Annotated in this window: 23 protein-coding genes; 8 read left to right on the top strand and 15 right to left on the bottom strand. The window is 59.5% G+C overall.

Features of this window, described 5'->3' with window-relative positions; genetic code table 11:
• Nucleotides 1-58: 58 nt before the first annotated feature.
• Nucleotides 59-454, top strand: a complete 396-nt coding sequence (locus tag AB839_RS03075; RefSeq protein ID WP_061478327.1) for a low affinity iron permease family protein — start codon at nt 59-61, stop codon at nt 452-454.
• 771 nt (nt 455-1225) lie between these two features.
• Entirely contained in the window at nt 1226-1894 is a 669-nt protein-coding gene (locus AB839_RS20955; RefSeq protein WP_241776743.1) for a DUF1349 domain-containing protein, read from the top strand.
• 156 nt (nt 1895-2050) lie between these two features.
• Here AB839_RS20955 and AB839_RS20950 read toward each other — a convergent pair whose 3' ends face one another.
• Together AB839_RS20950 and AB839_RS03070 are read right to left on the bottom strand one after the other, a co-directional pair.
• On the bottom strand, nt 2051-2956 hold the full coding sequence (locus AB839_RS20950; RefSeq protein WP_082783271.1) for an SDR family oxidoreductase: 906 nt from the start codon (nt 2954-2956) through the stop codon (nt 2051-2053).
• A gap of 536 nt (nt 2957-3492) precedes the next feature.
• Nucleotides 3493-4398 (bottom strand): LysR family transcriptional regulator, encoded by a 906-nt coding sequence (locus AB839_RS03070; protein ID WP_061478218.1) that lies wholly within the window; start codon nt 4396-4398, stop codon nt 3493-3495.
• Between the two features lie 140 nt (nt 4399-4538).
• Here AB839_RS03070 and AB839_RS03065 point away from each other — a divergent pair, with 140 nt between their 5' ends.
• Both AB839_RS03065 and AB839_RS03060 read left to right on the top strand, forming a co-directional pair.
• The gene (locus tag AB839_RS03065; RefSeq protein ID WP_061478217.1) at nt 4539-5936 is read left to right on the top strand and encodes an amidohydrolase family protein; all 1398 of its coding nucleotides are present in this window, start codon (nt 4539-4541) and stop codon (nt 5934-5936) included.
• An 8-nt stretch (nt 5937-5944) separates the two neighbouring features.
• Entirely contained in the window at nt 5945-6424 is a 480-nt protein-coding gene (locus AB839_RS03060; protein WP_061478216.1) for a DMT family transporter, read from the top strand.
• A 219-nt stretch (nt 6425-6643) separates the two neighbouring features.
• On the opposite strand, the gene AB839_RS03055 is transcribed toward AB839_RS03060, so the two are convergent.
• The 10 genes from AB839_RS03055 to AB839_RS03000 form a co-directional block, all read right to left on the bottom strand.
• Nucleotides 6644-7072, bottom strand: a complete 429-nt coding sequence (locus AB839_RS03055) for a hypothetical protein (protein WP_197467665.1) — start codon at nt 7070-7072, stop codon at nt 6644-6646.
• Nucleotides 7073-7337: 265 nt separating this feature from the next.
• A complete protein-coding gene (locus tag AB839_RS03050; protein WP_061478214.1) occupies nt 7338-7718 on the bottom strand; it encodes a DUF3653 domain-containing protein in 381 nt (126 codons plus the stop codon).
• A gap of 403 nt (nt 7719-8121) precedes the next feature.
• Nucleotides 8122-8667, bottom strand: a complete 546-nt coding sequence (locus AB839_RS03040) for a hypothetical protein (RefSeq protein WP_126412179.1) — start codon at nt 8665-8667, stop codon at nt 8122-8124.
• 826 nt (nt 8668-9493) lie between these two features.
• A complete protein-coding gene (locus tag AB839_RS03035) occupies nt 9494-10540 on the bottom strand; it encodes an ATP-binding protein (RefSeq protein WP_157806056.1) in 1047 nt (348 codons plus the stop codon).
• Between the two features lie 22 nt (nt 10541-10562).
• Complete coding sequence (locus AB839_RS03030; RefSeq protein ID WP_024956856.1) at nt 10563-12413, bottom strand: hypothetical protein; 1851 nt, start codon at nt 12411-12413, stop codon at nt 10563-10565.
• Entirely contained in the window at nt 12406-13122 is a 717-nt protein-coding gene (locus AB839_RS03025; RefSeq protein ID WP_049401583.1) for a hypothetical protein, read from the bottom strand. Before AB839_RS03025 ends, AB839_RS03030 begins: the two co-directional genes overlap by 8 nt.
• 375 nt (nt 13123-13497) lie before the next feature.
• On the bottom strand, nt 13498-13821 hold the full coding sequence (locus AB839_RS03020) for a hypothetical protein (protein ID WP_024956858.1): 324 nt from the start codon (nt 13819-13821) through the stop codon (nt 13498-13500).
• 720 nt (nt 13822-14541) lie between these two features.
• The gene (locus tag AB839_RS21425; protein WP_126412177.1) at nt 14542-14781 is read right to left on the bottom strand and encodes a hypothetical protein; all 240 of its coding nucleotides are present in this window, start codon (nt 14779-14781) and stop codon (nt 14542-14544) included.
• A gap of 916 nt (nt 14782-15697) precedes the next feature.
• Nucleotides 15698-16444 carry a Pycsar system effector family protein gene (locus tag AB839_RS21420; protein WP_128990601.1) on the bottom strand — a complete coding sequence of 249 codons (747 nt, stop codon included), beginning with the start codon at nt 16442-16444 and terminating at the stop codon, nt 15698-15700.
• 597 nt (nt 16445-17041) lie between these two features.
• A complete protein-coding gene (locus AB839_RS03000) occupies nt 17042-18574 on the bottom strand; it encodes an adenylate/guanylate cyclase domain-containing protein (protein ID WP_043033494.1) in 1533 nt (510 codons plus the stop codon).
• Nucleotides 18575-18707: 133 nt separating this feature from the next.
• On the opposite strand from AB839_RS03000, the gene AB839_RS02995 reads away from it, so the two are divergent.
• Together AB839_RS02995 and AB839_RS02990 are read left to right on the top strand one after the other, a co-directional pair.
• Nucleotides 18708-19628, top strand: coding sequence for a TIR domain-containing protein (locus tag AB839_RS02995; protein WP_088428977.1), 921 nt, complete (start codon nt 18708-18710; stop codon nt 19626-19628).
• A gap of 2 nt (nt 19629-19630) precedes the next feature.
• Nucleotides 19631-20332: an adenylate/guanylate cyclase domain-containing protein gene (locus AB839_RS02990; protein WP_197467664.1), complete on the top strand. Its 702-nt coding sequence runs from the start codon at nt 19631-19633 to the stop codon at nt 20330-20332.
• Nucleotides 20333-20500: 168 nt separating this feature from the next.
• Here AB839_RS02990 and AB839_RS02985 read toward each other — a convergent pair whose 3' ends face one another.
• Both AB839_RS02985 and AB839_RS02980 read right to left on the bottom strand, forming a co-directional pair.
• On the bottom strand, nt 20501-22465 hold the full coding sequence (locus AB839_RS02985) for an AAA family ATPase (protein ID WP_024956865.1): 1965 nt from the start codon (nt 22463-22465) through the stop codon (nt 20501-20503).
• Nucleotides 22466-22566: 101 nt separating this feature from the next.
• On the bottom strand, nt 22567-23643 hold the full coding sequence (locus tag AB839_RS02980) for a site-specific integrase (RefSeq protein WP_049453654.1): 1077 nt from the start codon (nt 23641-23643) through the stop codon (nt 22567-22569).
• A 104-nt stretch (nt 23644-23747) separates the two neighbouring features.
• Between AB839_RS02980 and AB839_RS02975 the strand changes: the two genes are divergently transcribed.
• Both AB839_RS02975 and AB839_RS02970 read left to right on the top strand, forming a co-directional pair.
• Complete coding sequence (locus tag AB839_RS02975; protein ID WP_049453653.1) at nt 23748-24722, top strand: DNA-binding protein; 975 nt, start codon at nt 23748-23750, stop codon at nt 24720-24722.
• A gap of 149 nt (nt 24723-24871) precedes the next feature.
• On the top strand, nt 24872-25477 hold the full coding sequence (locus AB839_RS02970; protein ID WP_033836002.1) for a hypothetical protein: 606 nt from the start codon (nt 24872-24874) through the stop codon (nt 25475-25477).
• Nucleotides 25478-25502: 25 nt separating this feature from the next.
• Here AB839_RS02970 and AB839_RS20945 read toward each other — a convergent pair whose 3' ends face one another.
• Nucleotides 25503-25871, bottom strand: a complete 369-nt coding sequence (locus AB839_RS20945) for a hypothetical protein (protein WP_229295632.1) — start codon at nt 25869-25871, stop codon at nt 25503-25505.
• Nucleotides 25872-25898: the final 27 nt, after the last annotated feature.

Raw genomic sequence — 25898 nt, 5'->3', positions numbered from 1 at the left:
ATGATCGGCCGGCCTATCGTTGTACAAGATGGCATCCCGCACTCTCAAAGGCTCCATCATGGACGCCCTGTTCAATCTCTTCGCAAAGAAGATATCGAGACTTGCAGGACGACCGATAAGCTTTGCAACCGCATTGCTGAGCGTGGCGGCCTGGCTGGCAACCGGCCCCATCTTCAAGTTCAGCGACAGTTGGCAGCTGGTGATAAATACCGGAACAACGGTAATTACCTTCCTCATGGTATTCCTGATCCAGAACACTCAGACGCGGGACACTGAAGCGATTCAGATAAAGCTCGATGAGTTGATCCGGGCGACGGAGGAGGCGAGCAATACACTCCTGGATCTGGAAGAGCTTGATGAGGCCACACTTGACCGATACCGCGAGACGTACGAGAGCTTGGCCCGCAATTCAAGGAATGACCGGTCAGCCAACGGCACAGCCCCGGGCGTCTGAGGGCGGATGCATGGACAACCACCAGACCTTCGCTTGGCGTGTCTCCGTGGCGGCGTCCCGGTACAGAACGTCATCCTATCGAATCACTAGCATTCATCTAACAACGACCTAAATTTGCCTTAATCGCCGGGGCTGACGATCCCGCCCCATGGACACGATCCCACAGCCGATACCCTTGGCCCCTCATCCGGGTCGATTTGTCGAAGCCTCGCTGATCGACCGCGACCATTTCGATCGAAGAATGGTCGAAGCGTCCATCGCCAGGGTCTACGCAGAGCGCTTTGGTGACGACGTACGCACGTTCATGCCGCACTTGCTGGCCTACCGGGACACCCAAGGCGCGCTTCGCATGCCGCGTTGCGTTTATAGGGTAGGGCGCAGGTCCGCTTCTAGCCGATAGCAAGCATAAGAACTATTCAAGTAGCTAGCCCGGTGCTGACGCCAGCTTTTGACCAAGAGCAGAGAAATGCACTTATGTTGCCAAGAGTGTGTCGGATCAGGCGTTGGGGCATGCCATGAAGCGCTGCTGGATCGTCTGCTTTGCAGTCTTGCTTCGGCGCACAAGCATCTAGGAGAACGCAATGCCGAGCCCTGCTTCCACACCCATGGTGGTGCGGCCGCTCAGGCCGGCTGGTGGCAGAGGGCTGACTTGTCACCTTGGACAGATGTACAAGTTAAGATCTGATGGCCGCTATATAGAATCGCCCTTGAGATCTATTGCGGCCTGCTCCTTGGATCTATAATGGCCGCATGACTGACAATGACTCACACATGAAAGATATCTGGCGCAGGCTGGCAATGAGCGTCACGGCAACGGATGGAGTGGCCCTATCCACTGGAGCTCGATCAACGTTAACTAATTACTGGACCGAGGGAAAATGGTTCAACGAGCCTGAGGTGCATCGGGTACTTTCAGATGGTGCATTAGAGGTTATGACCGATAAGAACACTGATTTTTGGCGTGAGACTTACTATGGGTTCATTCGCGATAGTGGCCACTTTCTCGCCATAGAAGCTCCAGCAAGTTTTACCTGCCAGCTCCGCATCCGCGCCGACTTTGAGTCGCTCTATGATCAGGCGGGAATCATGATCCGTATCGACGAGCGGCGGTGGGTTAAGGCGGGCATCGAGCTCAGCGATGGGCGTGCGATGCTTAGCAGCGTCGTAACAAACGGAGGTTCTGATTGGGCAACAAGTCCCTACGAAGCGGACCCTTCAGACTTTTGGATGCGTGCCACGATCGGGAAAGGTGTGCTTCGCCTCCAAGTGTCAAGAGATGGAAAGTACTGGCCTTTGGTCCGATTGTGTCCGTTTCCGATAGCTAGTACGTACGAGGTGGGCCCAATGGCGTGCACACCTGAGCGCGAAGGACTAAAAGTTCGCTTCTCAGATTGGCAGCTGGGCCCGAACATAGGCAAAGATCTACACGACCTCACCTGATATCTCTTTGCCACTCATGTATGCAGCGACGCAGCGTCATCGCAATATTAGTACCCCGGCGTTACTGATAGGCGTGGGTGGCGCCAGATTCCCATACGGTGCCGGTGAATAGACGCCGAGGCCTCTTATTGAGGCGCGCGGGACGGGAGAAACGATCTATCGCTCCGTTGGAAGCGAAGTCCCAGTTAGCTCCTCCGCGAGCTGCCACAGACGTGCCCGATCAACAACCGCGGCAGATCGTGGCTGTTTAGCCAAATGAGAGTCCCCAATAAGCAAGAATTTTGGCCCATAGAACGCACCCTGCGTTGCAGTGGGGTCCACCGCAGCTCTTAGAAGCGAGTCTGTCGCCCACTTGACATCCATGGAAGGCACAAGCCTGAAAGCCAATTTCTTGTGCGTTGAGCCTGTATCTATATTCGGGCCGCTTGTCTGTAGATTAGTTCGAGTGTGCCCTGGATGAGAACTTGTGCTAAGCAGCGGCCATCCCTGTTCATTTGCGATTTCGCCCAATCTGTTAGCGAACACCAAGCAGGCGAGCTTCGACTGCGCGTAAGCTGCCATTGGGCTATATGAAGACAAGCTTTGAAGGTCACTCAAGTTGATCTTCGCGCCAATTGCCGCACTGCTCGTGACCGTGCTTACGCGAGGAGCCTCCGCCTCAAGGAGAGCGGACATCAGAAGGTTAGTGAGAGCGAAATGGCCAAGGAAGTTGGTCGCCATCTGCAGCTCAAATCCATCCGCACTCAGCATACGTCGCGGCGGCATCATGATGCCCGCGTTGTTGATGAGTACGTCCACAGGACGGCCATCCCTTAGGGTGGCCTCAGCAAATTCGTGAACGCTCGCAAGGGAGGAGAGATCTAAGTGGCGTACCTTAATCGACGACGAAGGGAGCTGAGCACGTATAAGTCTGCAGACGGCATTCCCTTTTTCCTCATTGCGAACAGCCATGATGATGTCGGCATGCGAAGCGGCTAATCGCCGGACTGCCTCTTCACCTGTACCGCTATTGGCACCTGTCACGACTATCAGCCGGTTCTTCTGATCAGGAACAGTGAACATCCAGCACCCTCCGGCTAAACATCTGTTGAATGCGACGTGAAAAAACTTGGCCTCGCGCATTGGCTGCTGCGGGTCAGTACCAGCGTCTCGTCTCGCTGCCACAGTCATGACAGGTGTTACAAGTACACTAGTCAGTGTAAGTTTTGCTGCGTGAATGTACACCGCCCAGTGTACATTTGCAACCTTCTGTTCACTGGTCGCTCTAGCGGATTTCAAGCGAGCTAAGCAGTTACAGCCGCTGTAGATTTCACACAGACTTCAATGGCAGACACAGCGATGTCTGCGTTGAAATCAACCTCAGAAGTTCTTTCCTTTTTCGGATCTGCATCTTTGACGTGCGCCAACTTTCCCAGGGCTGATAAGGGATGTTTATCGGGGGTAGGGCGAACGTCCGCTTCTGGCCGGAAGCGGACACCTTGCCCGGCGGCTTCCGGGAGGCATCTGTCTGAGGGATACGCTATCTCTAGCAGTCCACCCGAGAGATAGATGCTCGACACCGCCTCGGAATCTCTGGACGCGACGGCTGACTTCGCGATCTATGCTTTCTCGCTCTTGGCGGAGAAAAGCTCTGCAGCCCATGCTATGAATGCTTGGACGATGGGCGATCCATAACGGTGGTGCGGGTAAAGGATCGAAACCGGCACCGACGGCGGACGCCACCGCTGAAGCACCTCAACCAGGCTGCCATCCTGCAACTGCTTCTCGACCAGTACGCCTTGCAACTGTGCCAGCCCGTATCCCTTCATGCACAGCTTGATGTACAGCTCGGTCTCATTGACGGCGACCGAGCCCTCCACTGGTACTACCTGTCTCTTCCCATCAGCTGAGAAGAGCAGGCTGCCACCGCCCCTCGAACCAGAGGAAAAATGGTGGACTGCGCGGTGCCCGGCGAGGTCTTCAAGTGATTGTGGGACGCCATACACCTCCAGATAGCTTGGTGCGGCGCAGGTGATCCAGCGGAAGTTCCCCAGCGGCCGGGCTACGAGGTTGGAGTCTTCCAGCGGCCCGGTCCGGATCACGCAGTCCACACCCTCCTGGACGAGGTCGACCGGCCGGTCACCCACGCCGATCATCAGATGGACCCCGGGATACTGACGGCGAAAGCTGTCCAGGTTCGGGAGGAGTATCGAGTGCGCGAGGCCGCCTGGCATGTCGATCCTCAATCGCCCCCGCAGGTCCTGTGGCGACGACTTCAGGCCGGTTTCCGCCTGTTCGATCTGGTTGAGGATCTCGCGGCACTGCAGGTAGTAGCGCTCGCCTTCCGAAGTGGGGCTGACGCTGCGCGTGGTCCGGTTGAGCAGGCGGACGCGCAGGTGCTTTTCCAAGCCCTTGATCAAGCCCGTGACGGTGGAGGGGGGCATGGAGAGAGCCTCGGCGGCACGCACAAAGCTCTTCGCTTCTACCACCCGCACGTACGCCTGCATCGCCAGAATCCGATCCATTTCGCTTCCACCCTACAGTTGACGGTCACCTCGATCCTGATTATGCGCGTTCTACGAATAATAAAAACGAAGAGCATGGATTTTTCGCAGGGTCAGCGGGGCATAGAGTTCACGCCATTCCAGAAATCGACCTTGCCCCAATGAGCCCCCTCCCGCGAGACATTCTTCAGCAACCGACAACCGCAGCGGCCGAAAAGACGCTCATCCGTGGCGCAACCATCATCAGCATGGACCCGGCTGTGGGCAACCTCGTGAAGGGCGACATCCTGGTCTCCGGTCGGACCATCACTGCCGTTGGCGAGAACCTCAGCGCCGAGGACGCGTTCGTCATCGATGCCAAGGACATGATCGCCATCCCGGGCATGGTGGACTCCCACCGCCACGCCTGGGAGGGTCAGCTGCGCCGGATCAACTCCAACGCCGAGACCTTGGAGCACTACTCCAACGCCACGCATTTCTCGTTCGCCAAGCATTACCGTCCGCAGGACATGTATGTCGGCACCTTGCTGTCCGCGCTGGGCGCAATTGATGCTGGCATCACTACGGTCATCGACAACTCCCACAACAGCCGCACAGCCGCGCACTCCGATGCATCGGTTGAAGCTCTGCTCGATGCCGGCATCCGTGCGCTGCATGCATCAGGCGCTCCCGTGTCCGGCACTTGGGACCGCGCGCATTGGCCGGGAAACCTCGCCCGCCTGCAGGAAAAGTACTTCAAGGACCCGGCCAACGACCTGGTCACATTGGCGACCATGGCCAACATCGAGCCGGAGCTCTGGGCCGAAGCACGCCGCCTGGGTATCCCGATCGTCACCGAGTTCTTCGGTGAACAGATGGGCGCCCAGCTCCCTCAGTTGCATGCGCAAGGGCTGCTGGGCCCGGACAACATCTTCAACCACTGCACCTGCCTGAAGGATGAGGGCTGGGAGATCCTTCGCGATGCCGGTGTGCACATCAATGTCTGCCCGCGCTCGGATGCCCACTACGGTATCGAGGATGGCATGTTCGCCTGGGATGCGGCGGTTCGGCACGGGCTGCGACCCGGCTTCAGCGTTGACAACGAGACGTCCTACAGCGGCGACATGTTCATGGAAATGCGCGTGGCCTATTACCTGGAGCGCGTGCTGCGCGTCAATGCACGTCCCCCGCGTAGTGCCGGCACCTCACAGGATCCGCTCAATTCCCACCGCCTGCTTGAAGCCGCCACGCTTGATGGCGCGGCCTGCGCAGGGCTGCAGGACAGGATTGGCAGCCTGACGCCGGGCAAGCAGGCCGACATCGTGCTGTTCCGCACCGGCGACATCAACCTGTATCCGTCCAACAATGCGTTCGGAACAGTGGTGCATGCGGCGGAGCGCAGCAACATCGACACCGTGATGGTCGGCGGCCGGGTGCTGAAGCGGGGCGGCGAAATGTGCGGCCTGGACATGGGCAAGTTGCGCGCTGCGGTGGACGAATCCTGCGCGCACCTGTTCTCGGCTGCCGGCTACACGCCGGACGTGTTCGGCACTTCCTTCCCCGTTCTAACCAATCACTGAGAGTAAACATGAACAGCTTCGGTGCCTGGGCCTTTCCACTGGCAATGGTTGCGGGAATGGCCGTCACATTGCAGACCACGTTCAATGGTCAGTTGGCAAAGGGCCTGGGCGGCGATCCTGTTGCAGCCGCCATCTTCTCCTTCATGGTGGGGCTGTTGTCGCTCACTCTCGTCGGTCTCGTACGGGGCAACACCCTCGGCCTGCTTGCAGGCATCCCGGCGCAGCCGGCCTGGGTGTTGCTGGGCGGAGTGATGGGCGCATTTGCGCTGCTCAGCAACGTCATCCTGGTGCCCCGTACCGGCATGGCCGCCCTGGTGGGGCTGGTGATCGCCGGGCAGCTGCTGTCTTCGTTGGCCATCGACCATTTCGCATTGATGGGTTCTGCCCATCGTCCCGTCTCCCTCATCAAGCTTGCAGGCGCGCTGGTCATGCTGGCCGGACTTGCAATCTCGCTGTTTGGAGATCGCTGGTCCAGGTTGCTTGTGTGATTGCTCGAGGAACGGTGCAGGCGGCCGCGCGCTCGAACCCTGGCTTGACCGAAAACGTCCGCTTCTGGCCGGAAGCGGAGGTCGGCGGGGCAGGGGATTAGGAAGATTTATCGGGGGTAGTCGAGACAAATTCCTCGAGCGCGAACGACTGATCTCGCGTCACAAATGGGCGATTTACGCGCAGGACTGTTAACCGGACGACTCGTGCTGTCCCACTATTCAAGATCCCAGACGAATGTCGCGGAAGCCCTCACCCAGTTGCAGTGCGGCGCTGCGACGGTCGCCCATGTCGATCAGCTGGTCGAGTATCCGAAGGAAGGCCTGCGCCATCGAGAGGTTCATCGGGGCGTCCCGATGTGACAGATGCTGGATAAGGCCGGCGATTCGTGCGCAGAAGAGTGTGCCGCGCCAACCTCGCAGCCCATCAGGGCCCAGTGAAAGGACCTCCAGAACTTGGTCCGCGAACGCACCGGAGGGGTAATGCGCTCGCGATCGTTCGCATAGAGTAAGGTATGCCGCCATTACCGGAACCGCCCAGCCCGCCGCACGCACGTACCGGTCCACCTGCGGCATGATTCTCTCAATCTCCGCCCAGTCACCATTGACGTAACGGCTGGCACGTTCAGCCCGCTCGATTGACACGAACATCAAGCTTTCGACAAGCCTCGGTAAATCGAAACCGGACAACTCGCCCGCACGATAACTGTCACGTTTGAATGCTCGGTCCGCTAGAAGCCGAGTCAGGCAAAGATCAATCACGGCGACTGCGTCAGACGGCACAGTCTGCGCATCATAGATGTACCTGCAGATGTACAAGCTAGCAAATGGGCCGAGCATGGCCCAGCAGGGCGAATGGCTGCGCTGCCGCGAGCAATGAACCGGGGTGTAGGGGCAGCGCCCCTACGGAAACGCTTCACACGCGCTCGCAGCGCCTTGGCCCCGGCGCCGGTAGGTCTGCTGCAGGTGGCTCGGCGTCAGGACCAGCCATCACCACCGCCGAACGCTGTTTGCGCTGGCTCACAACGTCCCGCAGATTGACGACAGTGGCAGGATGATGGCGGATGCCGGCATCGCGATTGCGCACATTTCTGGAACTGTCGATCGACGGCGCCGAGCGGGCAGCTTCCATCATCCGGCGCCATTCCTGCGCCTGACAGGCGGTGAGAGACAGCCACGCCAGATCCTCGGGCAACAACTCGCGGCCTTCGGGCGTGATCAGACGATCACCGATGAAAGAAAAACCGGCCCAAGGGCCGGTCAGGTCGATACGGTGGTGCGGGTCGAACTCAATCATGCCGCGATCTCATCCTTGTGTCTGCCGCACCGAAAACGCCCGGCCTCTAACGCATTGATTGTAGAAGATATGGATGGGGTGAGCTTAGCCTCTTCCTGGCAGCTTCCGTCCACCAAAGATGCCCGATATTTCCGGAAGTCCACCAAAGATGCCCGATATTCCCGGAAGTTCACCAAAGACGCCCGGCATTTCCAGAAGTACATAAATAACGCCCAACAGTTCCGGAAGCCCATAAAACACGCCCACGACTGCCGGGGGTTCATTAGAATTGCCAATTAGCCCACGCGGCGGCAAAGCCTCCCCTTGTGTTGCGTACTCGCATGAAGGCTACTGCCGTTCGCAGTCCGGCACGAGACAGTGCCGTTGCCCCAATGATGGCAAAAATTGCTAAGAACTGCCTGCCTTAGGATTTCTGCTGGATTCTAGCTGTTTTTCGAGGTGTCACCCAGGCGACCCGGACTTCTCTCAAGGAACGGGCGGAACCCTGAAGCTCGATGACCGGATACCCACCTGAAGGCAGTACATCCTTCGGATTCAGCTTGAACACCCTTGCAAGCGTCAACGCCAAGCCTTCCTCATAAGCGGTTGCCAGAACCCACACAAGCGCGTCGACCAAGGCGGATCTTCCCTTAATGCTGTCCAATACCGAAGCGACGATTACGGAAGGGGACCTATCCGGCTTGTCGTTCGCGATACCAAAGGCCGCAGCGGCCAGCTCCAGCGCTGTGCCGCACGCTAACGTTACCATCGGGTCGACAACCGAGAGATTGAGCCAAGTCGCGCCGCTGGCAGAAACACCATAGGGAGCTAGGAACGACTCGTGCCGCTCTACCTCAGTGGGTCCTTGGGTGTCGTAGTGCGTTGAGCGGAAGCTCAGGACAGATAGGCCTTCAAGTCCGACCCTGGCGCATGCCGCTGCAGTGGCCCGCGTCAAAGCATCGTAGGCCATCAATGGGAGCGGAGCGCACATGAGGCCCGAGTTGCCGCCAATCATTGCCCAGCCCCAGAACGCCCCTGGCTCCGGATCGTCAGCGGATGGCTGGAAAGCCTCATACCTTACGTGAGCATTGCCATCGTCCTGGTGGACGGGCGGCATAGGAGTCGTTCTATCAATCAGGCGCGCCAGAGCTGAAGGCCAGCTTTGCGCATCACTGGGGAAGTGAATCACTCGGCCTGCCCGCTGGCGTGATGCCCAATGAAGGTAGTCATCCACCCACTGCGACACTTCACGAGCGGGAAATTGCCTGACGTCCAGTAGCGCTGTGTGGGCGTCGATTGGCTGAAATCCACAAGTACAAGTCCCGAGACCACCGGAGTGGTCAAAACTGGTGCCCAGCGTCCTTCCGCATGCCTCGCAGTGGCTGATGAGCTTCTCGCCATGCCAAGGGCACGCAGAGATGGAAGGAAGGAGAAATAGTGAACAATGGTAGCCGTGAAGTGCGCATGCGGGGCACCGCATATATGGAAGCTCACTACCCGCGAGAAGTCGAAGTGATTGAACTGGAAGCCACGCGGCCGGATTCCATAGATTCTTCGTTGTGACGTCACGGACTTCGATGGCTGACGCAAAAGTATCCTGCACCCGGCCCGGCAGAAGCAAAGGGCGGAGCATGGAGCGCCCAGTCTTACGCCTCACCCCCATGATCATGAGTTGCTCACTTGTTGGCATGCCCAGTGCAACGATCCGCTGCAGCACGCCGTAGCCCGATATGTATGGATAGAACTCATGCTCTGCGCCGACAATCCGAGGCGTAGAAGGATTTACGGCGCGAGAGCTATTCATTGCTTCCCCCTACCTGGTTTGCCGTATTCTGTATCTTCTCAATGATGGCGATTGCCTTGTCGGACATCTTCTCGCGCATGCGAATGAACTCGGTTCGCAGGTACCCGACATGCACAAGCGCAGCACGGACGTCAGATGGAGTGAAGCGTTCGAAACTCTGCTGAAACCAAGCGTTCGTTAGCAGATTCCGCACGGTCGATGTGAAGGAGCACATCGGCCAGCCACTATGTTCGGGAAGTCCCACCTCCCTCCGGAGGGCGGACACAGCATCGCAAATCATCTCCGTTTCAGATTCCAGCCGCCATCCGCGATCAAATGCGTCGGTGGCGAAGTATCTAGAAAATGGCATGTCCTCTGTCGGCCACCATGCTGCGCCGTCGTAGCGCGACAGGGCATGCCTGACCTCATCTCGCGCCGCAAGAGGAAGAAATGGGGCTGAGTCCAGAAACCACCGGCGAACAACATGTGACGGATGGTGCTGCCACATGTCGCCAAGCTCGATGCCCTGCTGGTCACTTTGGTACACAAAGACCAAAAAGAGAGTAAGCTTGTCCTTGCTCATCAAGTTATCAAGATCTTCTAAGCACTGAAACTCAAGATTGGTGAGCCGTTGAGCACTGTCGATGAACAATACGTACCTGCGTACGTCGGCGTGCCCACACGCGGCGCGCATGTGATTGTGTATTCGTGCCCTCAGCTCGTGAGGCCTGGCCGATGACCAGCGCGGCATTCCCAGTTGATGTGAAAGCGCGTGCCAGAAGCTCAGCGGGCTCCTGCATGCATCTGAGGTTGCGACGATTGCCCTGGCCACACCTGCGCGGCGTCCGTCCTCCACGAGCCAGCGCCAGTCGGTTTCGACTAGATAGTCTTGCGCCGTGGATTTGCCAACCCCGCTCTCTGAATAAAGAGAGCACCCATGATGACCCTGCTGAATGTTGTACAGAACGAAATCCGCCATGCGTTCGACAGGCTTCGTGTTGATACGGTAGCCAGACTCAATGAAAAGTGGATGGTCGGGGTCAAGGCGACGGACGGCCATGATGGCCTCCGCAAGGTCCGATCTAGTCATCAAGATTCACCTTGCCTCCCCGGGGGACTCTTACCGGGATGTGAGCTGGCTGGGACCGAATGTCGGGCAGACGGCCGAAGTGCAACTGCTGCAAGCGCGCAAGTTGGTCGACTGCGGGTTGGGACGTGTCTGCAGTAGATCGAAGATGCGCTATGAAGGCTTCAATTGCACACTCCACGCCAGCGATTGAGAAATCACTGCGCTGTTTGGACCAACGACAGATGATCCTTCGCGTCCTCTCGTCATGCGGCGCGCGCGACCAAGGCGCTCGCGCGGTAGCCACTCCGAATGGCACGGTGGCACTTTGAAGTAGCACGATTGAACGAAGATCGCGCCTATTCACGCGCGCAAGAATCCTGGTGCCAATCAGTCCCCATTTATCGTTAAGGGAAGGGGATCGGTAGTCCGCATACAAGTAGGTGACATGGGGCAACTCCCCATTATCCTTGTTGCCTTTTACGGGCAGGCTTACGATTGTCGAAGCCATATCTGCAGCATCCAGGCCACAGGTTTCCGGCGCAAACGCAAACGCTGACTCTTTGCGATTCGTGAGATACGCTAGCGGCGTCATCTGTCCGAGTGCGGAGTGAGGCGTCGCGTTGTAGTTGGCTATGATGACGTCCAGGAGCTCCTCGAGAAGGTGCATCTGGATGGGATGGGCATCCGGAGAGAAGTTGCTGATCCTGATCTTGTTTTCCCCCAGCCGTTTGGCGGGCTCAAAACCGCCGGGGATCTTACGCAGCGCACCACGTTCCAAGCGCGAGAAGAATTGCTCTACAATGGGTCGTGAGCGCGGTGTGTGCGACTTTCCGAAGATCATCACACCTCCCCGAGCCCTGCAGAATGCTGCTTCGAGTGCATGGGCCGAGTGCGCAAGGAAGTTGTCCAGTGCGACAGCGGCCGAGCGCGTGACTATCGGCGTTGCTGCCTGATAGACGGGCATTCCAGCGCCAGGTGCGTAGAAGAGGTCCGGGATCGTCAGGTCCCTGGGAGCCCAGGGTTCCATTGACTTGGACAAGCAGAGCGCTACATCAAGATTGTCATAGCTCTGGCCGACACAGAGAAGCCATCCCGTTACCGCCCTGGATTCAGTCTCTATTTCGATGAGAAGCCATAGCCGTGACACTTTGCGCGTAACACGCGCGCCATTGGGCATATCGATGGAGATCTTGCATTCAACATCGATTTGGTGCGCGTCAAACTCCGTTCTGGCGAACAGGCCCATCCGTACTGCTTGCTCCAAAGCGACAGGAGCGTTCGATGCCGATTGAGGTTCATAAAGGTCCACGTCGGCTACTGCCGACTGCCGCCGCTTGAGCAAAGCAAGCAGCGAGCGCTTCCCCTTGCCAGGATCGTTCAGGGGGAATTTGTCCTCCAGGTTGTGCTGCTTCAGCTCCGCAAGGACTCGTTGGTGCAATTTTACGAACGCGCTTGGAGGGCGGCCCGGCGGCAGATGGGTTGCAAAGCCATCGATCAAGGCTTTAACACTTGGCACAGCTTCGGAGACTTTGTGCCACGCAAATCTTCCTGGAACCAGCGGCAATTCCGCGGGTTCGAAGGAAAGCTCAGTCGAGTAACTGCCCCATGGAATGCATACGCGAAATCCGTGCGGCATGCCATCGTGGGCTATCGTGGGCGCTTTCATTGCCATGCGCTTCAGGCGTTTGTGGCAGATTCCATATCTCCGGGATATAGCGGTGATGGTGGAACGGCCCAGAAGCAAGGCGGTGAGTGCTTCCTTGGCCACGCGGAACTTGGAGAGATGATCTGGTGCAATATCAACCGGATGTGGGGAGTACCACTCGTCGAGTGTCGCCTGATCATAGATTTCGTACCTAGCCATGACGCACCTCCACGAGGGCATCCGGATCCCCTGGGCGATAGTCCACGAGTTGTACGCGGCCGGTGTAGACGAGGCTTGCCACTGCGCAAGCCACTGCGAACCGGGCCTGGCCCGTCTGCAGTTGTAATGCGCTCATGGTGAGGCGCTCAACGTTCTGGAGCATGTCCTCAATCCTCACTTCCAACTGCCTGGCCCCCGCGATCTTTGCATTGGCCCAGACAAGCGGAAGTAGTTCGTAGGCAACAGCGACCTCGCTGGCGCGAGATGCCAGAGAGTTTTCGTGGACAAGTCGCAATACGAGCCCTTGATTCAAGGCCATGTGGATGAGCTCGTCATCTGCGGGAAGCTTGACTAAGCCAACGCTCAGTGAAGCCACCCGTTTTGTAGGGATTACAAACTGGTAGTGCTGGGTGCCATCCCTCCGCCCGACCCAGAAGCTCAACTCAAGGTCGCGCTTCTCGCCTACCGTGATTCGACGCGGCCTCTCAACATACATCTCCACCTGGGGGTCAAATTCGAGCATCAGCGCCTGGCAAAAGTTGACCAGGTCGGCCACCGTTACGGTCCGCCCATTCTTCGGGGACTGAAATACAAAGATTTCGCGGCGGTCGCGCTTGCCGCGTGCTAGCTCGAGAGGGGAATGGGGCAGATGCCCCTCACGGCGGTCTTCGTCCGTCGGTTTGGCGGTCGCGCTTTTTCCTGCGGTCATCATCCTGCTCCTCAGCCGTCGGCTTGCGAACGTCTGCCCGGTCTCGAGATTGGAACAAGGTGCCCATTCAGGTTCGCCTCCGCCATATGAGATGGGGAGGAAATGGGCGCACCCCTCCGCGCGAACGGGAAGTCGCTTGACTTTGTCAAGGAAAAGGGTGAGCCTCAGGGTACAGGCTGAGTTTCACCACCATCTGCTCCAACAGATGTCACTTGCCCCCGCGCCAACGGGGGCAAGTCATTTCCAGGGTTCGGAGATGTTAGTTTCCGGCTCTTGGTACTCTCCTCGGCGCTCGGCGAGCGCATCTTCGGGGACGTCTTGAGTCTGTTCTTGAAACGCTACAAGCCCGGCCCCTTGAGTTTGGGTTGTGGGGCGTCATTCCTGGTTGGGCTTCAGAGCAGCCGCTTCATCTTGCGGGGTGCCAGATACTGCCGGCGGACTGATTGCGGCCCTCAGCCCAACCATCCAGTCGGCGATGTCCATCGCAAAGGCAAATTTGCCGCGGCGGCCGGGCACTTTGAATATCTTCACGGGCAAGGTTCCGCGTGCCTCTGCTTGGCGGAGCGCGTGGCTGGAGCGATAGCCAAGAGCTCGCGGCAAGTTTTCATAGCCGATGAGAGGCCCGAAATGAAAGGTCAATTCTCTTTCGATCTCACGGCGTTCCGGGGCCAGGATTGATTCGTTGGTCCGCTCCGTCATGGCGTGGTCACACCCCGTCGCTTGTGTCCTCCTGATTCTGCCCCTCTAATACGGATGGTGGAAGGAGTAACAAACTCGCGTTTCGTTACCCATCAAAGGTGAATGGGGAGGGGCACGGCCATGGCGCTCAAAGAGATACCCTTTTACGGCGAGGCGCGACTTGCCCGCATGCGTGCAAGCACGAGCATACTTCCCGCCAACCGAGCCGTGCCGTACTGCCTGCGATCACTCAGTGTCGGATTGTGGTTTGAATGCTTGCGAAGCCGAATGGGCCTATCCAGCGCATACGCGCTCGGACAGTCGATATCCCCGGAGCGTCCCGGCTGCCACTCCAATGTGTGGGTGAAATATGCCCATGCGGAACACGTCCCGTCCCAGGCGACGCAGGCAGCAGCCGAGGCGCGCTATCCCGGCTCCCGCATGGTTCTATGTTCACCGGTCTGGGCCGCTCTGAATGTCCACGAGGCACTTGGCGGTTGTGGAGAATCAATACTCATGTCGCTCAGTGCACCTGTGCAACTGGAAGTGTTCAGCGGAGCGAGCTTGCGAGCCGGCATGTTTGTCCGCCGAGACCGTCGGTTACGAGAGATCACCGAGGGCTTGTGCGGGCTGGGCACTCTGGATAGCCTGGCGGCACTAGTGGTGATGTTGAGGGTCGCCCATGAGCAGGGCAGACGGCATGACTGCTTTGCCTTGGGGCGTGCACTGCACGATTGCCTGCTACTGGTGGGGCAGGATAGTCCCATCCAGCTTATTGCCGAAGAGCTGTTCTGGTACTTCAGCCATTTCGTGCTTCCTTTCACAGGGTGCCGGGGTGTTCGGATTGCATCGTCGCGACGCCGCTTGCTCCTGCAGCATGAGGTTCTCTCCCGCCTCGTACTTGAGCTTGAAGACAGCGGGTTCGACTATCTCCCAGGCATGCGTCACCCGCTCTTGCGGGTAGTCCGCAATCAGCAGCATGCTCCGTCTTCGCGCTTCTTCTCGCCCGGCGTCGGACCCTGCAGCGCAACATCGCGGCAGATGGCGCGGTAGCGCTATCAATACAGAGTCTTGTTGAGACGAGGAGGCATCCAGGATGGTGAGCGCAGAGACTAAAGGCTCGACCGATTACGAAATGAGCCGCTTGTGGTGGGCGGCACGGCTGTCGCAGTCGAGTAGAGGCTCAAGATGATTGCCTATCTTGGTTGGGGGTCGCTGGTATGGCAACCCGACGGTCTACCGGTTCGTGGACAGTGGCTGGCAGACGGGCCAACGGTTTGCGTAGAGTTTTTAAGGCAATCCGGCAATGGACGGCTTACGTTGGTCATGCATGCGGCCGCGTCTGCTGTCACCTCCTTCTGGGTTGAGGCTGGTACCGACGACGAGGGCGACGCCAAGCGAGCCTTGCGTGAGCGGGAAGCCATTCCCTCAAAGAACATGGAGCGACACTTGGGGGTCTGGACACATGGCTGTCCAGCACCGGCGAGTATTCCTGGGCTCGCTGACTGGGCCGCTGCTCGCGGGATTACCACTGTGCTATGGACGGCGCTGCCACCGAAGTTCAACGGGGAAAATCAACGCGTCCCATCAGTGGAAGAAGCAGTTGCCTACCTCGCAAGCCTCTCAGGGCAAACTGCGACGCTCGCAGAAGAGTACGTCCGGCGAGCCCCGCCCCAGATTGACACCGTCTATCGTCGTGAGTTTGCTGCACGTCTAGGCTGGCATCCCCTTCCGAAAGGGAGCTAACTGCGACGTGCGTGTGATAGCCGATGGCCAAACTCCGGCAATGGCCAGCACCGTTTCTCACCTTGGGCCGACTTGGGCCGGAAGGCCCGGCCCTGTCAGCGCTGCCCGGGGCTCCGGCTCAACAACTGGATGAGCAGAAGCCACTTGTGTGTCACTTTGCCGGCGGAGGCAGCACAACGATGAGTGCCATCCATGGGGCGATTGCCAGAACAGTGGCAATGTACGCGTACTTCAAACAGCTGAATTTTGACGAGAGAATCTTGGAATTGCGCCAACATTGACCCAGGAGGTCTTCCTCGAACTCCATCAGCGTACGCTCCGCGCACTTCTGCAAGAACTCGTGCTCGGCCATGCTCGACACCCGTTCAAAGAAGATGAGCGAATTTGACCCGCCTCGCAGTTCCGGAAAATATCCGTACCACAGGTGCCAGAAGCTAACAGTAAGCGGTGTAAGGAACAAAACGCCCACAACCGAGATCAGGGCCGTTAGTTCATCAAGTTTCGGCAGCCGCGTCGCGATCATGGCAAGCATGCCCAGGTTGATACCCAGGCCGACCGAGAGTTTTGTGTCTACACGGGAGAAGAAGCCCAAGACCAAATTCAGCTGCTGCCAAGCGGCACTAACGCGGTCGCTTTGATTTGGCGGGTGGCCGCCAGAATTTTGAGGTTCTTGCACGGGGTGAGTTCTCTGTCTTGAGGGATACGGTTTGTGTTCGTTTGATGGCAGATCGAAGACCGCAGATGTCCAGCGTTCCGCAGCAGCGCGCTCCTGCAGCCGCACAATCCTCAAGGAAAGCTGTGTCGGCCAGCGCACATCGGTGCTGTTCCAAGATGAAAGTGACCAGGGCCGCAGCGTGGTCGCCACATGCAGTGATCGCACCGTCAGGATCGCGGCCACATGGGCAGACTGGGGGTCTCCCGACCAAGGTTTCAGTGCGCGTCGACACCCGAGCAAGGAGTAGTTTGCCGTGCCAGAGCTCGAGCCTCCGCTTCTGAGGGCGCGAATCCTTGCGGACCATGAACTGCCCCGCGAGCACATCTGCCTTGAATGCCGGACCCAGTCGTTCGGCTGCCTGCTCAGCATTGGCCTGATGCTGCGCAGCACGACCGTGCGCGCGGCCGTTCTCCGCTCCAGGAAAGACCCGGCGGGCGTTCGCGCCGATCTGGTAGGTCAGGTACTGGTAGACCGTGGCCCACCAATGCCTCGCTGCTGCTTCGTCTTGGATCCGGCTCGGATTGTCTTCTCCCCAGCCGAGGCAGAAGCTACGGTCACCGTTGATATGCCGATCGGGACAGAACCCCGGCAGCATGCCGGGGTCGGCGATCTCGCGCACTGAGACGTGCTCGCCTGCAACGGAGACGAGCAATCTAAATGCGTACTCGGCTCCGCCGGCCCGAACCACTGTGATCCCAACCAGCCCCCCGACAGGGTCTACGATCAACGTGGCACCGTAGTCCGGTGCCACGCGCTGCAGCAGCTCCAAAGGCCTTGGCGTCACGTCGCGGCCACATGAGGACGGATCGGCTGCGCGAGCGCAGGAGCCACTGCGGGTGCCACTTCAGCGTAGTGTGCCTCCAGTGTTGCCTTCGCCACGCGGTCCCCGGATGCGGCGAGTTCCTCCACCGCTGCGGCATAGTCTAGGTTCGCCGCCTTTCGCTTGTCGGTAAAGACGGTCCGTATCGCGGCGCTGGCGGCCTTGTAGGCATTTTCACCAATGGCCGTCTCCACACCGTCGCAGAGTCGTTGTTGGGCTTCAGATTCCAACACCGCTCGCCCCGTGGCACACCGCAGAAGGCTCCCCTTCATGCCCAGGCGGGAAATGGCAAGGGGGCCAAGTTCGAAGCCAATGGCCAATCCCAGCTCTGCCACTTCCGCGCCTTCGGCGCTCAGTTGCTCTAGGGCAGTGGAGAAACTGCTGCGCAATGCACCCGCGCACTGGGCAGCGGTGCTGACCGTGTCCTGCGCATCTGTCGTCTGTGACGTGCCCTCCAGCAGCACCCCATGAAGGCAGTCGCCAATAAAACGGACACGACGCCCTCCAAAATCCTCGTGTACGACCGCATCCAGCTCAGAGCGCAATACGTGCAGTGTTCGAACCAGATGTTCGGGATCCTCCTCTAAGTGCTTGTCCACGAAGTCGGTGAATCCGTCAATGTCGGCATAGATCGAAACGCCATCAAATCGCCTTGAGTTCGCCGCGCTGAGCAGGGAGAAGTCCAGATCAGAAAGCGGAGGCGTCGGTCGACTGAACTTGAATTCGCCGATAGGGAGCTCGGCCTGTTCATCTTTCCAGAGTTCGATGATGCGCGACTTGGAAATGCCGAGTGCAGCGGCCTCGACGCATGCGGAAATCTGAGCATCGGTCAGCGAAGTGGTGCGGTCCTTGTTGCCGGTCAAGGTAGGCAGTTCAAGCACGGCACGTGCGCCGTGCGTCAGGTAGATGCCTTCAGCCCCTCCATGCCCGGCACACTTGGCCGCCTGATTGGCTGGGGAGCCTAAGAAAAGAGGTTCTCGGCTGGCGCGACGACCATTGTTGACGGCCAACGCCATCCCGCTGTCAATGCCGACACGAACCTGGGCATTGGGGATGTGCGCGTCCGAGTCGCCCGTTTCAGCCAGCACATCGATGGCGAGCTGGGCGATCGCAACCGCGCGCTCGATCCGGGCGCGTTCGTTGGCATCGCCGTACGGCTTGGTCACAACCGCATGCAGCCGCTGGTTGTGAAAGTCCACACGGATGGCATCACTTTCAACGAGGATGCGATGGACGGCGCGGTAGTGCTGATTCAGGAATCGAAGGGCCCGCTTGTGGCAGGTTTCGCCTTCGATGTCAGTGCAGCTAAGCATGTCCGCCAGATTGACGATGTCGATGTAGACATGCGCCCCTTGGACGCGATAGGCGCGATTGACTGGAATATCCACCAGCGAGGTTTCCCGCTTGTAATCGCGGATGTCCACGTCGCGGACTTCGGCGTAACGGGTGGCAATGCGCTTCTTGGTGCGATCTTTTTTCCAGCTGTGTCCCATCGTGCTACTCCCTGCGCCCAAGAGGAGGCCAGGCCGGGCGGGTCGCGTCGCCTACGGCGTGGCTGGCAGCCGGATTCATTCCAGCTCCTTTGGGCGTATATTGGGACCCAGTTCACACTTTCAAGGGGGCAGTATGGGGACTGGGATCGTCGAGCGCCTCGCGGCGGATGATGGCAGGCGACTGATCGCCGCCTTGGCTGAGTTCCGCCTGCTGGCCGGTTTGGACGCGGCCGCAGCCCAGCTGGCACAGGCCGGGGAATTGCTCGACGTGGGGACAGGGCAGGCCTTTATCACTCAGGGCGCCCCAGAGACCGACGTTTTCTTCATTGTCTCCGGCTCCGTGGACGTGCTGGTCAACGGCAAAGTGGTTAATACCCGAAGGGCTGGGGACCACGTCGGCGAAATGGCAGCCATCGAACCGGCGCAACTGCGGGCGGCAACTGTTACTGCACGCGAGCCGACCGTAGTGCTAAAGGTGCCGGAAATCGATTTCAGCAGGATTGCGGATTCACACCCCGTCATCTGGCGGCGGCTGGCCGCGACCCTTTCGCGCCGTCTAAAAGAGCGCAATCACATGATTACCCAACCTCGCGGACAGGTCCGGGTCTTTGTGATGTCGTCGGTGGAGGCGCTCCCTGTCACGCGGTTGCTGGTACAGCACTTCGAGCACGACCCGTTCCTGACGGTGGTATGGGACCACGGGGTGTTCCGCGCCGCCAACTACACACTTGACGAGCTCGAGCGCCAGCTGGAACAGGCAGACTTTGCCATTGCCGTGGCCCACGCGGATGACATGGTCATCAGCCGCGGTGACGAGTGGCCTGTCATGCGCGACAACGTCGTCTTTGAACTGGGTATGTTCATTGGATTCCTGGGGCGTCGGCGCGCCTTCTTGATGGAGCCGCGCGAAGACAAGCTGAAGCTTCCCAGTGATCTCACGGGGCTCACGACCGTCCCCTACCGATACACCCCTGGCCCGGACGCCCGGGCTTTGATTGCACCGGCATGCGAACAAATTCGCTCCCGCATTCTCGAAGCTGGGCCGAGGGACTGACGGTGGCACTGCTGGAAGAGATGACGGCCGCCGTGCAGGCGATAGCACAAACCCGATGGTCTACACGGAGAGGTCAAGTTGTACCCGATCCAGAAGATGTGCGATTGGGCAATGACGCAGTGGAGTTTGATCGTGCCACTGTTTTGTACGCGGACCTGAACGGCTCAACGAATATGGTCGACACCGAAGCCTGGCAGTTGAGTGCAGAGATCTACAAAGCGTTCCTGCACTGTGCAGCGACGATCATCAGGAAAGAGGGCGGCAAGATCACCTCCTACGACGGAGATCGTGTCATGGGCATCTGGGTGGGTGACCGGCAAGCCACGCCGGCGGCTAAGGCCGGGTTGAAAATCAACTATGCGGTCAAGATGATCGTCATGCCAGCGTTGAAACAGCAGTACCCCGACTGGACAGGTACCGTGAGGCATGTCGTCGGAATCGACAGCAGCCCAATCCGAGCTGCTCGCACGGGTATTCGAGGCGGCAACGACATCGTCTGGGTTGGACGCGCGGCCAATCATGCGGCCAAGCTCACGGACCTGGACCTTGCCCCGTCAACCTGGATTACCGATGAGGTGTTCATCCGGTTGGCTGATGAGTTGAAGTACGGTGGAACGCCGCCGACTCTGATGTGGGAGGCGTTCCGCTGGAACCGGCAGGGTGGTCGCCGCATTCACGGATCAGACTGGGCTTGGCGCGTCTAAAGCGCCCTCTGCGGACCCGGCATTCGCAGGGCCAGCATGGCAGGGAAAGGGCGCACTGTTAGAGGCCGATTTCATGGCGCGGGAGTCAGGCAGCCGAGTCCTGCCCTCCGATGAGTGCGCGCCGGGAGAGGAACCCGCTGCCATTGCGGAGCTCTGGCAGAGGTTCATCTACGCACCGGCCCCTAGCGCCGCATTGATCTCAGCGAAGGCCTTCTCAAAGCGCTCCAGCGTTTCATTGATGGCCGTAGTTTCCGCGGCCAGCACGTGCTGATTCTGGATGAGCCAGTTGGCGGGAGTGAAATGATCCAGGGGCGGAACGGAAGCCCCCATGACATTAAACAGTGCTTCGGCCTGTTTGACCTGGCGCGTCAGGGCACCGTCTTGGCTGAACTGCCGGGCGGAAATTTGCCCTTTTCCCTTCAGACCGTAGGCACCGTTGAGGATGTCGGCGAAGACGGCGGGTGCGAAGAAGTCCTCAATGTCGCTCTCCGCCTTTCCGGTGAAATCCGTGGCTACCAAGACGCCGGAAGTCTTCATGATCTGAGACTCCCTCAGCCGCTGCACCTTGCCTTTATCGCCATTGCCGTAGTCACACAAGGCGACCATGTGGATGCCCTTGCCAGAGAAGAGCGAGGCGAACGATTGCACTTTGTCTATGCCGCCTGTGGGGCAGATCACCCACCGGCTGTCCAAGCCTTGGCGCTTGCGTTGCTTGAGCGCGTGCGATGCCGCCTGAAGATAGAGCACATCCGAAGGTCCTTCGACCAACAGGGTATGCGCTCCCACAAACAGGCTTTGGGTAACCTCGTAACCGAGATGGGCCTGAAGGGGGAACAGCGTGTCCTGATCGACGCTCAGGACGTCCGCGGAGACCTGTGTGCCCTTAACGGTGGGGCGGCGACGCTGGTCGTAGGTGACAACGTCCTCGACGACGCGAACGTCCGCAAGACGATCGGCCGGCACCATAAAGGGCGAGTGGGTGCTATAGATGACCTGGTGGTCGGGGAGTAGACGCTCAATGATGTAGCGGAGCAGATCAGCTTGCGCCTTTCCATGTAGCGTCAATCCAGGCTCATCCAGAAGGATGATCGCACCGGGGTTCCTCTTTCGCATCTGCTTGAACTGCGACAGGAAGGAGAAGAACCAGACGAATCCGGCGCTGCGCTCAGACAGGGGCACCGAAACCTTGTGGTTGTCATTCCGAATGCGGATTTTGGCAACAGTCCCGCTATTGAAGGGGGCGGGATCCTCGGAGAGGCCTTGGGCAAGCGCTATCTCTACACTGAGCGCGTCGTTCTGACTCCAAAACTCGAAGATCTCATCGGTAATTTCATTGGAGGCGGCTTGGCAACGTGCGTTGAGCTCTTCCAGGCGTGTGCTGGACTGCAATTCGCTGACCGACGTCCCGGCGTACTCGAGGAAGTCGAGGAAAATCTGGTCACCCGGGGAGATCGTCGCGCCGCTTTGGGTGTCACGAGACAGCTTGTCCAGCGATATCTCCCCGGACATGCGATCAAAGTGAGAGGTATAGAAGAACGCCGGCATCCTTTTCTGCAGGATATCGATGGCCGCCAGCACTGGTTTCCCCTTGCGGAAGCCGCTGATGGACCGCTTGACCGCCTGCAATTGGTCAGACGGCTCGGGGTGCGCATCTATCTCGACCACGAGTCGATCCAGCAATATCTTGGAAAACTTCTCCCGCTCTTCGCCTGCCACACCGTGCTGGTCGAGCAGAAACGCGCGCACCACGTTGGGATCGACGTGAATGCTCCAAGTGCTGTGGCCACTGTAATCTGTCGTTACGTCAACGGTCGTACTACTTAACGCGCCGGCACCCAGGACGTCGGCGACCGCCTTTTGGTCTTCGTGGCTGAGCTCCCAGGTCAGGGTGGCAACCGGTGCGGGTTCGTCGTCGTGGCGTTCCTCATACCGCGTGAGGAAGCGGCGGGGGTAATCGCGCACCGTGTCGTAAGCAAACTGGTCGGCGATGGGACGGGTACCAAACAACGCCGTCAGAATTGCAGTCTTGCCCGCCTCGTTCTTACCGACCAAGCAGGTCAGCTCTCCGACATCGAACGTTCCGGAATCCTCTGCAGAACGGAAGTTTCGGATCCGTGCCTTGACTAGCTTCATGCTGCCCCCTGATTCCTGCCGTGGATGGTGCGCGTCTTGTGCAGGATAGGGCCCGAGCGGGGCACATTCAACGCGCACTGCTGGCAGCTCGGGCCGGAGGCTCAGTCCTCATCCATCAGGCGCGCGGCGGGGTTGCTGCCGACGCCGCCCTGCTGGAAATATCCGATCACGCTGGCCACGGAGCGGTGATCGGTCATCGCCATCAGCGCCGGCAGGGCCACCCCACGCCGCGCACCTTCGGTAACAAAGCCCGAGCGCAGGCTGTGGCCGGCAAAGTCCCCGTCCAGACCGGCCAACCGCGCCCGGTCCTTAACGATGGCGGCGACCGCCTTGCCGCTGAGCGCGCCGCCCAATGACCGTGGCCAGACGCGCCGGAACAGGGGGCCGTCGGTAATCTCGGCCACGTCCAGCCAGTCCTGCAGTGCGGTGGCTGCCTCTCCCAGGATGGGCTTGTCGGGGCTGCTGCCAACCACTGGCCCGGACTGCAAGGTTTTTCCGTGATCCAAGCGATAGGTGTAGCCGCCTTCGGGCAGTCGGGTGAGGTGATTCACCGTCGCCTCGGCGACTTCGCTGCGGCGGCGCCCGCCGCTAGCAAAGGCAAAGTAGAGCAGGGCGCGATCGCGCTTCCCCTTGAGCGAGGTGTCGCAGGTGGCCGCCATTGCGCGCAGATCTGCGGCTGACAGCGCGGTCTTCTTGGCCGGGCGCTCGCCTCGTTTGTGAGAAGCCCTGCGCCCCTTGGACAGTAGGGTCCTCACGGCGCGATCCTCGCAAGGGTTGTCTTGGCGGGCCTGCTTGTGGGCCGCCGACAAGACCGCCACCCGGTGGACCAGGCTGGAGAACGCCAGCGGCCCAGGCTTCTTCTTCAGGCCCGCATGCACCAAGGCACTATCCAAGTCTGCAGGCAGATCCCAACGAAGCCCCAAATCGCCTGAGCGCCCCATGTGATCCACGATGAACTGAACCACTGCCGCCGGGGGGACGGGTAGGGCGATGGGCCTGCCATAGCGCCCTTCGAACCAGCCCGCCCAATAGCGCAGGGCGCCGGCGTAGCTGCGAATGGTGTTAGGCGCTTCGGCCTCCTGCAGGATGTCTCGCACCGCTTCTGCGGCGGAAGTGGCCAGCCGCTCCGGAACCAGCCCCGAAACGAGTTCCCCTGACGCAGCAGTGATATTATTCATATGTACTATGTATTGTGCACTATGATTAGGTTGAGCTACATCTGATAAATATGCCTTATCAGACATGGCCTGCCAATTCTCACCGTTCCGCAGAAGGACACCCAATGGCCAAGGGCATCAGCGAACTGGATGTGCACCAGGCAGCGGACGACATCATCGCCGCCGGCGAACGTCCCACCGTCGAGCGAATCCGAGCCCACTTGGGCACCGGCTCGCCCAACACCGTCACGCGTTGGCTGGAGACCTGGTGGCAGACCGTAGGCTTTCGCCTGCGCCAGCGCGCCATTGAGGCGGCGGTTCCAGGCATCCCAGAGCGGGTAGCTCACCTGAGCCAGCGTTTGTGGCAGGCCGCGCTGCAGGATGCCGGCGAGCTCGCTCAGACCCAGCTGGAGTCGACCAGGCACGCACTGGAGGAACGCGAGCGCCTGCTGGAGGAGGACCGGGTGGCCCTGACGCTGGCGATTGAGGCCAGCCAGAAGCGCGAAAGGGAGGCTCAGGTCCAGACTCAGGCCGCCGCCACCACCGCGGAGCAGTTGGCGGCACAGGTCTCCCAGATGACGGCACAAGTACAAGACCTGCTGCGCCAACGCGATGGAGCCTATGGACGGGCGGAGCGACTCGAGCAGGAACTGGATGCCGTACGCCGCAGTCTGGGCGAGGCCGCGGCCGCTCACGAAGAAGAGAGGAGGGCGCTCCAGGCGCACGTCAGGGCAGTGGAGGATCGTGCCCATACGGAGGTTGACCGGCATCGCCAGGCGTTGCGGTCAGCCGAGCAGGAGTGGGGGCGGGAGCGCATGGCCTTGGCCACCTCATTGCGAGAGAGCGAGCAACAAGCCATTGCTGCTGCCAACCGCGAGCAACAGGCATTGCGCCGACTGGAAGGCGTGAACGCGCGGGCTGATGGCTTGGAGGCGCAGCTGACGTCACTGAAGGAAACCACTCGGCAAGTTACCGAGGCACTCCGACAAGGGAGAGCGAACACGGCAACGCCAAGCAGGCAAAGCAAGCCACGCCGCACCGCGCCCAGAAGAGTGGGCGAGCCGACACAAGAATCCAATAGCAGGAAATCTAAGACTTGAGGCCATCCATTCGATCAAGGCTTCTTTCCCCGAAAGACTTGGAGGACGTACACGCCCCCCCCCAAAGTTCATCCTCGACCGCGCCCGAGAGCACGGCGCGACAGGCCCCGTACGAACGGTAGAAACCAGCACGCCGGAGGAGGAACGCCATGAAGCAGGGAAGAACTGACAGAGATTGGGCGGTGGTCGCTGTGATGACCTTTGCCGCAGGAGCCGTCTTGACTTGGGCACTCATGAGCAAGCCGAGTCCCAAATCCGCCACGTTAGCGCTTGACTGGCCGGCGTGGGTGCAAGCGATCGGCAGCATCGCAGCCATCATCGCCGCGGGACTGATCCCCCTTTGGCACGCCAGAGTCAGGAGACGGGAGGTCACACAGTCCCTCATAGAGCTGATTTCCTATGCGCGATTTCCAGCGACACTGATGCTGGCGCAGTTCGAGGGAGGATTCGGCGGCCCCCGGCTGATCTTGGCGCATCTGACCCAGCTTCATAAGGCTTTCGATTCAGTCAACTATGTTGACGTGCCGAACCGATCCTTGGCGATTGCGCTGCAGCAATCAGCAACGGCTGTGAGTGCACTTAAGGAGATCCAGGAACTCTTTCTGAGAAAAGAAGAGATGAAAAAGGGGCGGGGGAGCGAGATCGTTAAAAAGTACCTGCTCATGCTCGATAGAGCCGTCGAAGAAGCAATCAAGGCAACCGGTCAGCGGCCTCGAGACTTCAACTACGACACAATCGTGCTGCCTAATGAATAGCCCATGCAAATGCTGTTCGTTACAACTACGCGGTAATCCACGCATGATGAACGTCAAGTCGATCGGCAGACCCGGGCTCACCGGCCCAGCCATGCCAAGCGATCCGGCCCGGACCCTCGGAGGTAGGAGCCTCATGCTCGACGCATTGAGCCTCCACGGGGAAGCCAAAGGTTTCAAAGTAGAATCGATCCCCGTTTCGCAACAGAGGGCCGGCGCCATCGTGGAAGCGCACATTGGCTGAATTTCCGTAGTAGGTCGGCCACAGACGTGGCTCTTCAAGCAACGGCCAAACATCAGCTGCGGCAAGGCCGAGGACGATCAGCTCATTCGAGACAAAGTTTTCGGTGTAACCAGGAAGGTAGCCTTCCGGCCAACGAATGCCGTTCATTTTCATCATATGCTCCTTAGGGCTAGCGGCGCG

The organism is Stenotrophomonas sp. DDT-1, from assembly GCF_001580555.1.
In the GTDB taxonomy this organism is placed as follows: domain Bacteria; phylum Pseudomonadota; class Gammaproteobacteria; order Xanthomonadales; family Xanthomonadaceae; genus Stenotrophomonas; species Stenotrophomonas sepilia.
The sequence above is the reverse complement of the archived record's forward strand: the minus strand, read 5'-3'. Positions and strand labels throughout refer to the sequence as shown.

What these genes read in the sequence shown, in the direction of transcription:
- AB839_RS02995 (WP_088428977.1), top strand. Translation starts at nt 18,708, where the DNA reads ATGGGGACTGGGATCGTCGAGCGCCTCGCGGCGGATGATGGCAGGCGA.
- AB839_RS03020 (WP_024956858.1), bottom strand. Translation starts at nt 13,821, where the DNA reads ATGACGGAGCGGACCAACGAATCAATCCTGGCCCCGGAACGCCGTGAG.
- AB839_RS03035 (WP_157806056.1), bottom strand. Translation starts at nt 10,540, where the DNA reads ATGGCCGTCCGTCGCCTTGACCCCGACCATCCACTTTTCATTGAGTCT.
- AB839_RS20955 (WP_241776743.1), top strand. Translation starts at nt 1,226, where the DNA reads ATGAAAGATATCTGGCGCAGGCTGGCAATGAGCGTCACGGCAACGGAT.
- AB839_RS03060 (WP_061478216.1), top strand. Translation starts at nt 5,945, where the DNA reads ATGAACAGCTTCGGTGCCTGGGCCTTTCCACTGGCAATGGTTGCGGGA.
- AB839_RS03025 (WP_049401583.1), bottom strand. Translation starts at nt 13,122, where the DNA reads ATGACCGCAGGAAAAAGCGCGACCGCCAAACCGACGGACGAAGACCGC.
- AB839_RS03075 (WP_061478327.1), top strand. Translation starts at nt 59, where the DNA reads ATGGACGCCCTGTTCAATCTCTTCGCAAAGAAGATATCGAGACTTGCA.
- AB839_RS02980 (WP_049453654.1), bottom strand. Translation starts at nt 23,643, where the DNA reads ATGAATAATATCACTGCTGCGTCAGGGGAACTCGTTTCGGGGCTGGTT.
- AB839_RS03000 (WP_043033494.1), bottom strand. Translation starts at nt 18,574, where the DNA reads ATGGGACACAGCTGGAAAAAAGATCGCACCAAGAAGCGCATTGCCACC.
- AB839_RS02985 (WP_024956865.1), bottom strand. Translation starts at nt 22,465, where the DNA reads ATGAAGCTAGTCAAGGCACGGATCCGAAACTTCCGTTCTGCAGAGGAT.
- AB839_RS03070 (WP_061478218.1), bottom strand. Translation starts at nt 4,398, where the DNA reads ATGGATCGGATTCTGGCGATGCAGGCGTACGTGCGGGTGGTAGAAGCG.
- AB839_RS03055 (WP_197467665.1), bottom strand. Translation starts at nt 7,072, where the DNA reads ATGTTCGTGTCAATCGAGCGGGCTGAACGTGCCAGCCGTTACGTCAAT.
- AB839_RS03050 (WP_061478214.1), bottom strand. Translation starts at nt 7,718, where the DNA reads ATGATTGAGTTCGACCCGCACCACCGTATCGACCTGACCGGCCCTTGG.
- AB839_RS03065 (WP_061478217.1), top strand. Translation starts at nt 4,539, where the DNA reads ATGAGCCCCCTCCCGCGAGACATTCTTCAGCAACCGACAACCGCAGCG.
- AB839_RS21425 (WP_126412177.1), bottom strand. Translation starts at nt 14,781, where the DNA reads ATGCTGCTGATTGCGGACTACCCGCAAGAGCGGGTGACGCATGCCTGG.
- AB839_RS20945 (WP_229295632.1), bottom strand. Translation starts at nt 25,871, where the DNA reads ATGAAAATGAACGGCATTCGTTGGCCGGAAGGCTACCTTCCTGGTTAC.
- AB839_RS02970 (WP_033836002.1), top strand. Translation starts at nt 24,872, where the DNA reads ATGAAGCAGGGAAGAACTGACAGAGATTGGGCGGTGGTCGCTGTGATG.
- AB839_RS03040 (WP_126412179.1), bottom strand. Translation starts at nt 8,667, where the DNA reads ATGGCCTACGATGCTTTGACGCGGGCCACTGCAGCGGCATGCGCCAGG.
- AB839_RS03030 (WP_024956856.1), bottom strand. Translation starts at nt 12,413, where the DNA reads ATGGCTAGGTACGAAATCTATGATCAGGCGACACTCGACGAGTGGTAC.
- AB839_RS02975 (WP_049453653.1), top strand. Translation starts at nt 23,748, where the DNA reads ATGGCCAAGGGCATCAGCGAACTGGATGTGCACCAGGCAGCGGACGAC.
- AB839_RS20950 (WP_082783271.1), bottom strand. Translation starts at nt 2,956, where the DNA reads ATGTTCACTGTTCCTGATCAGAAGAACCGGCTGATAGTCGTGACAGGT.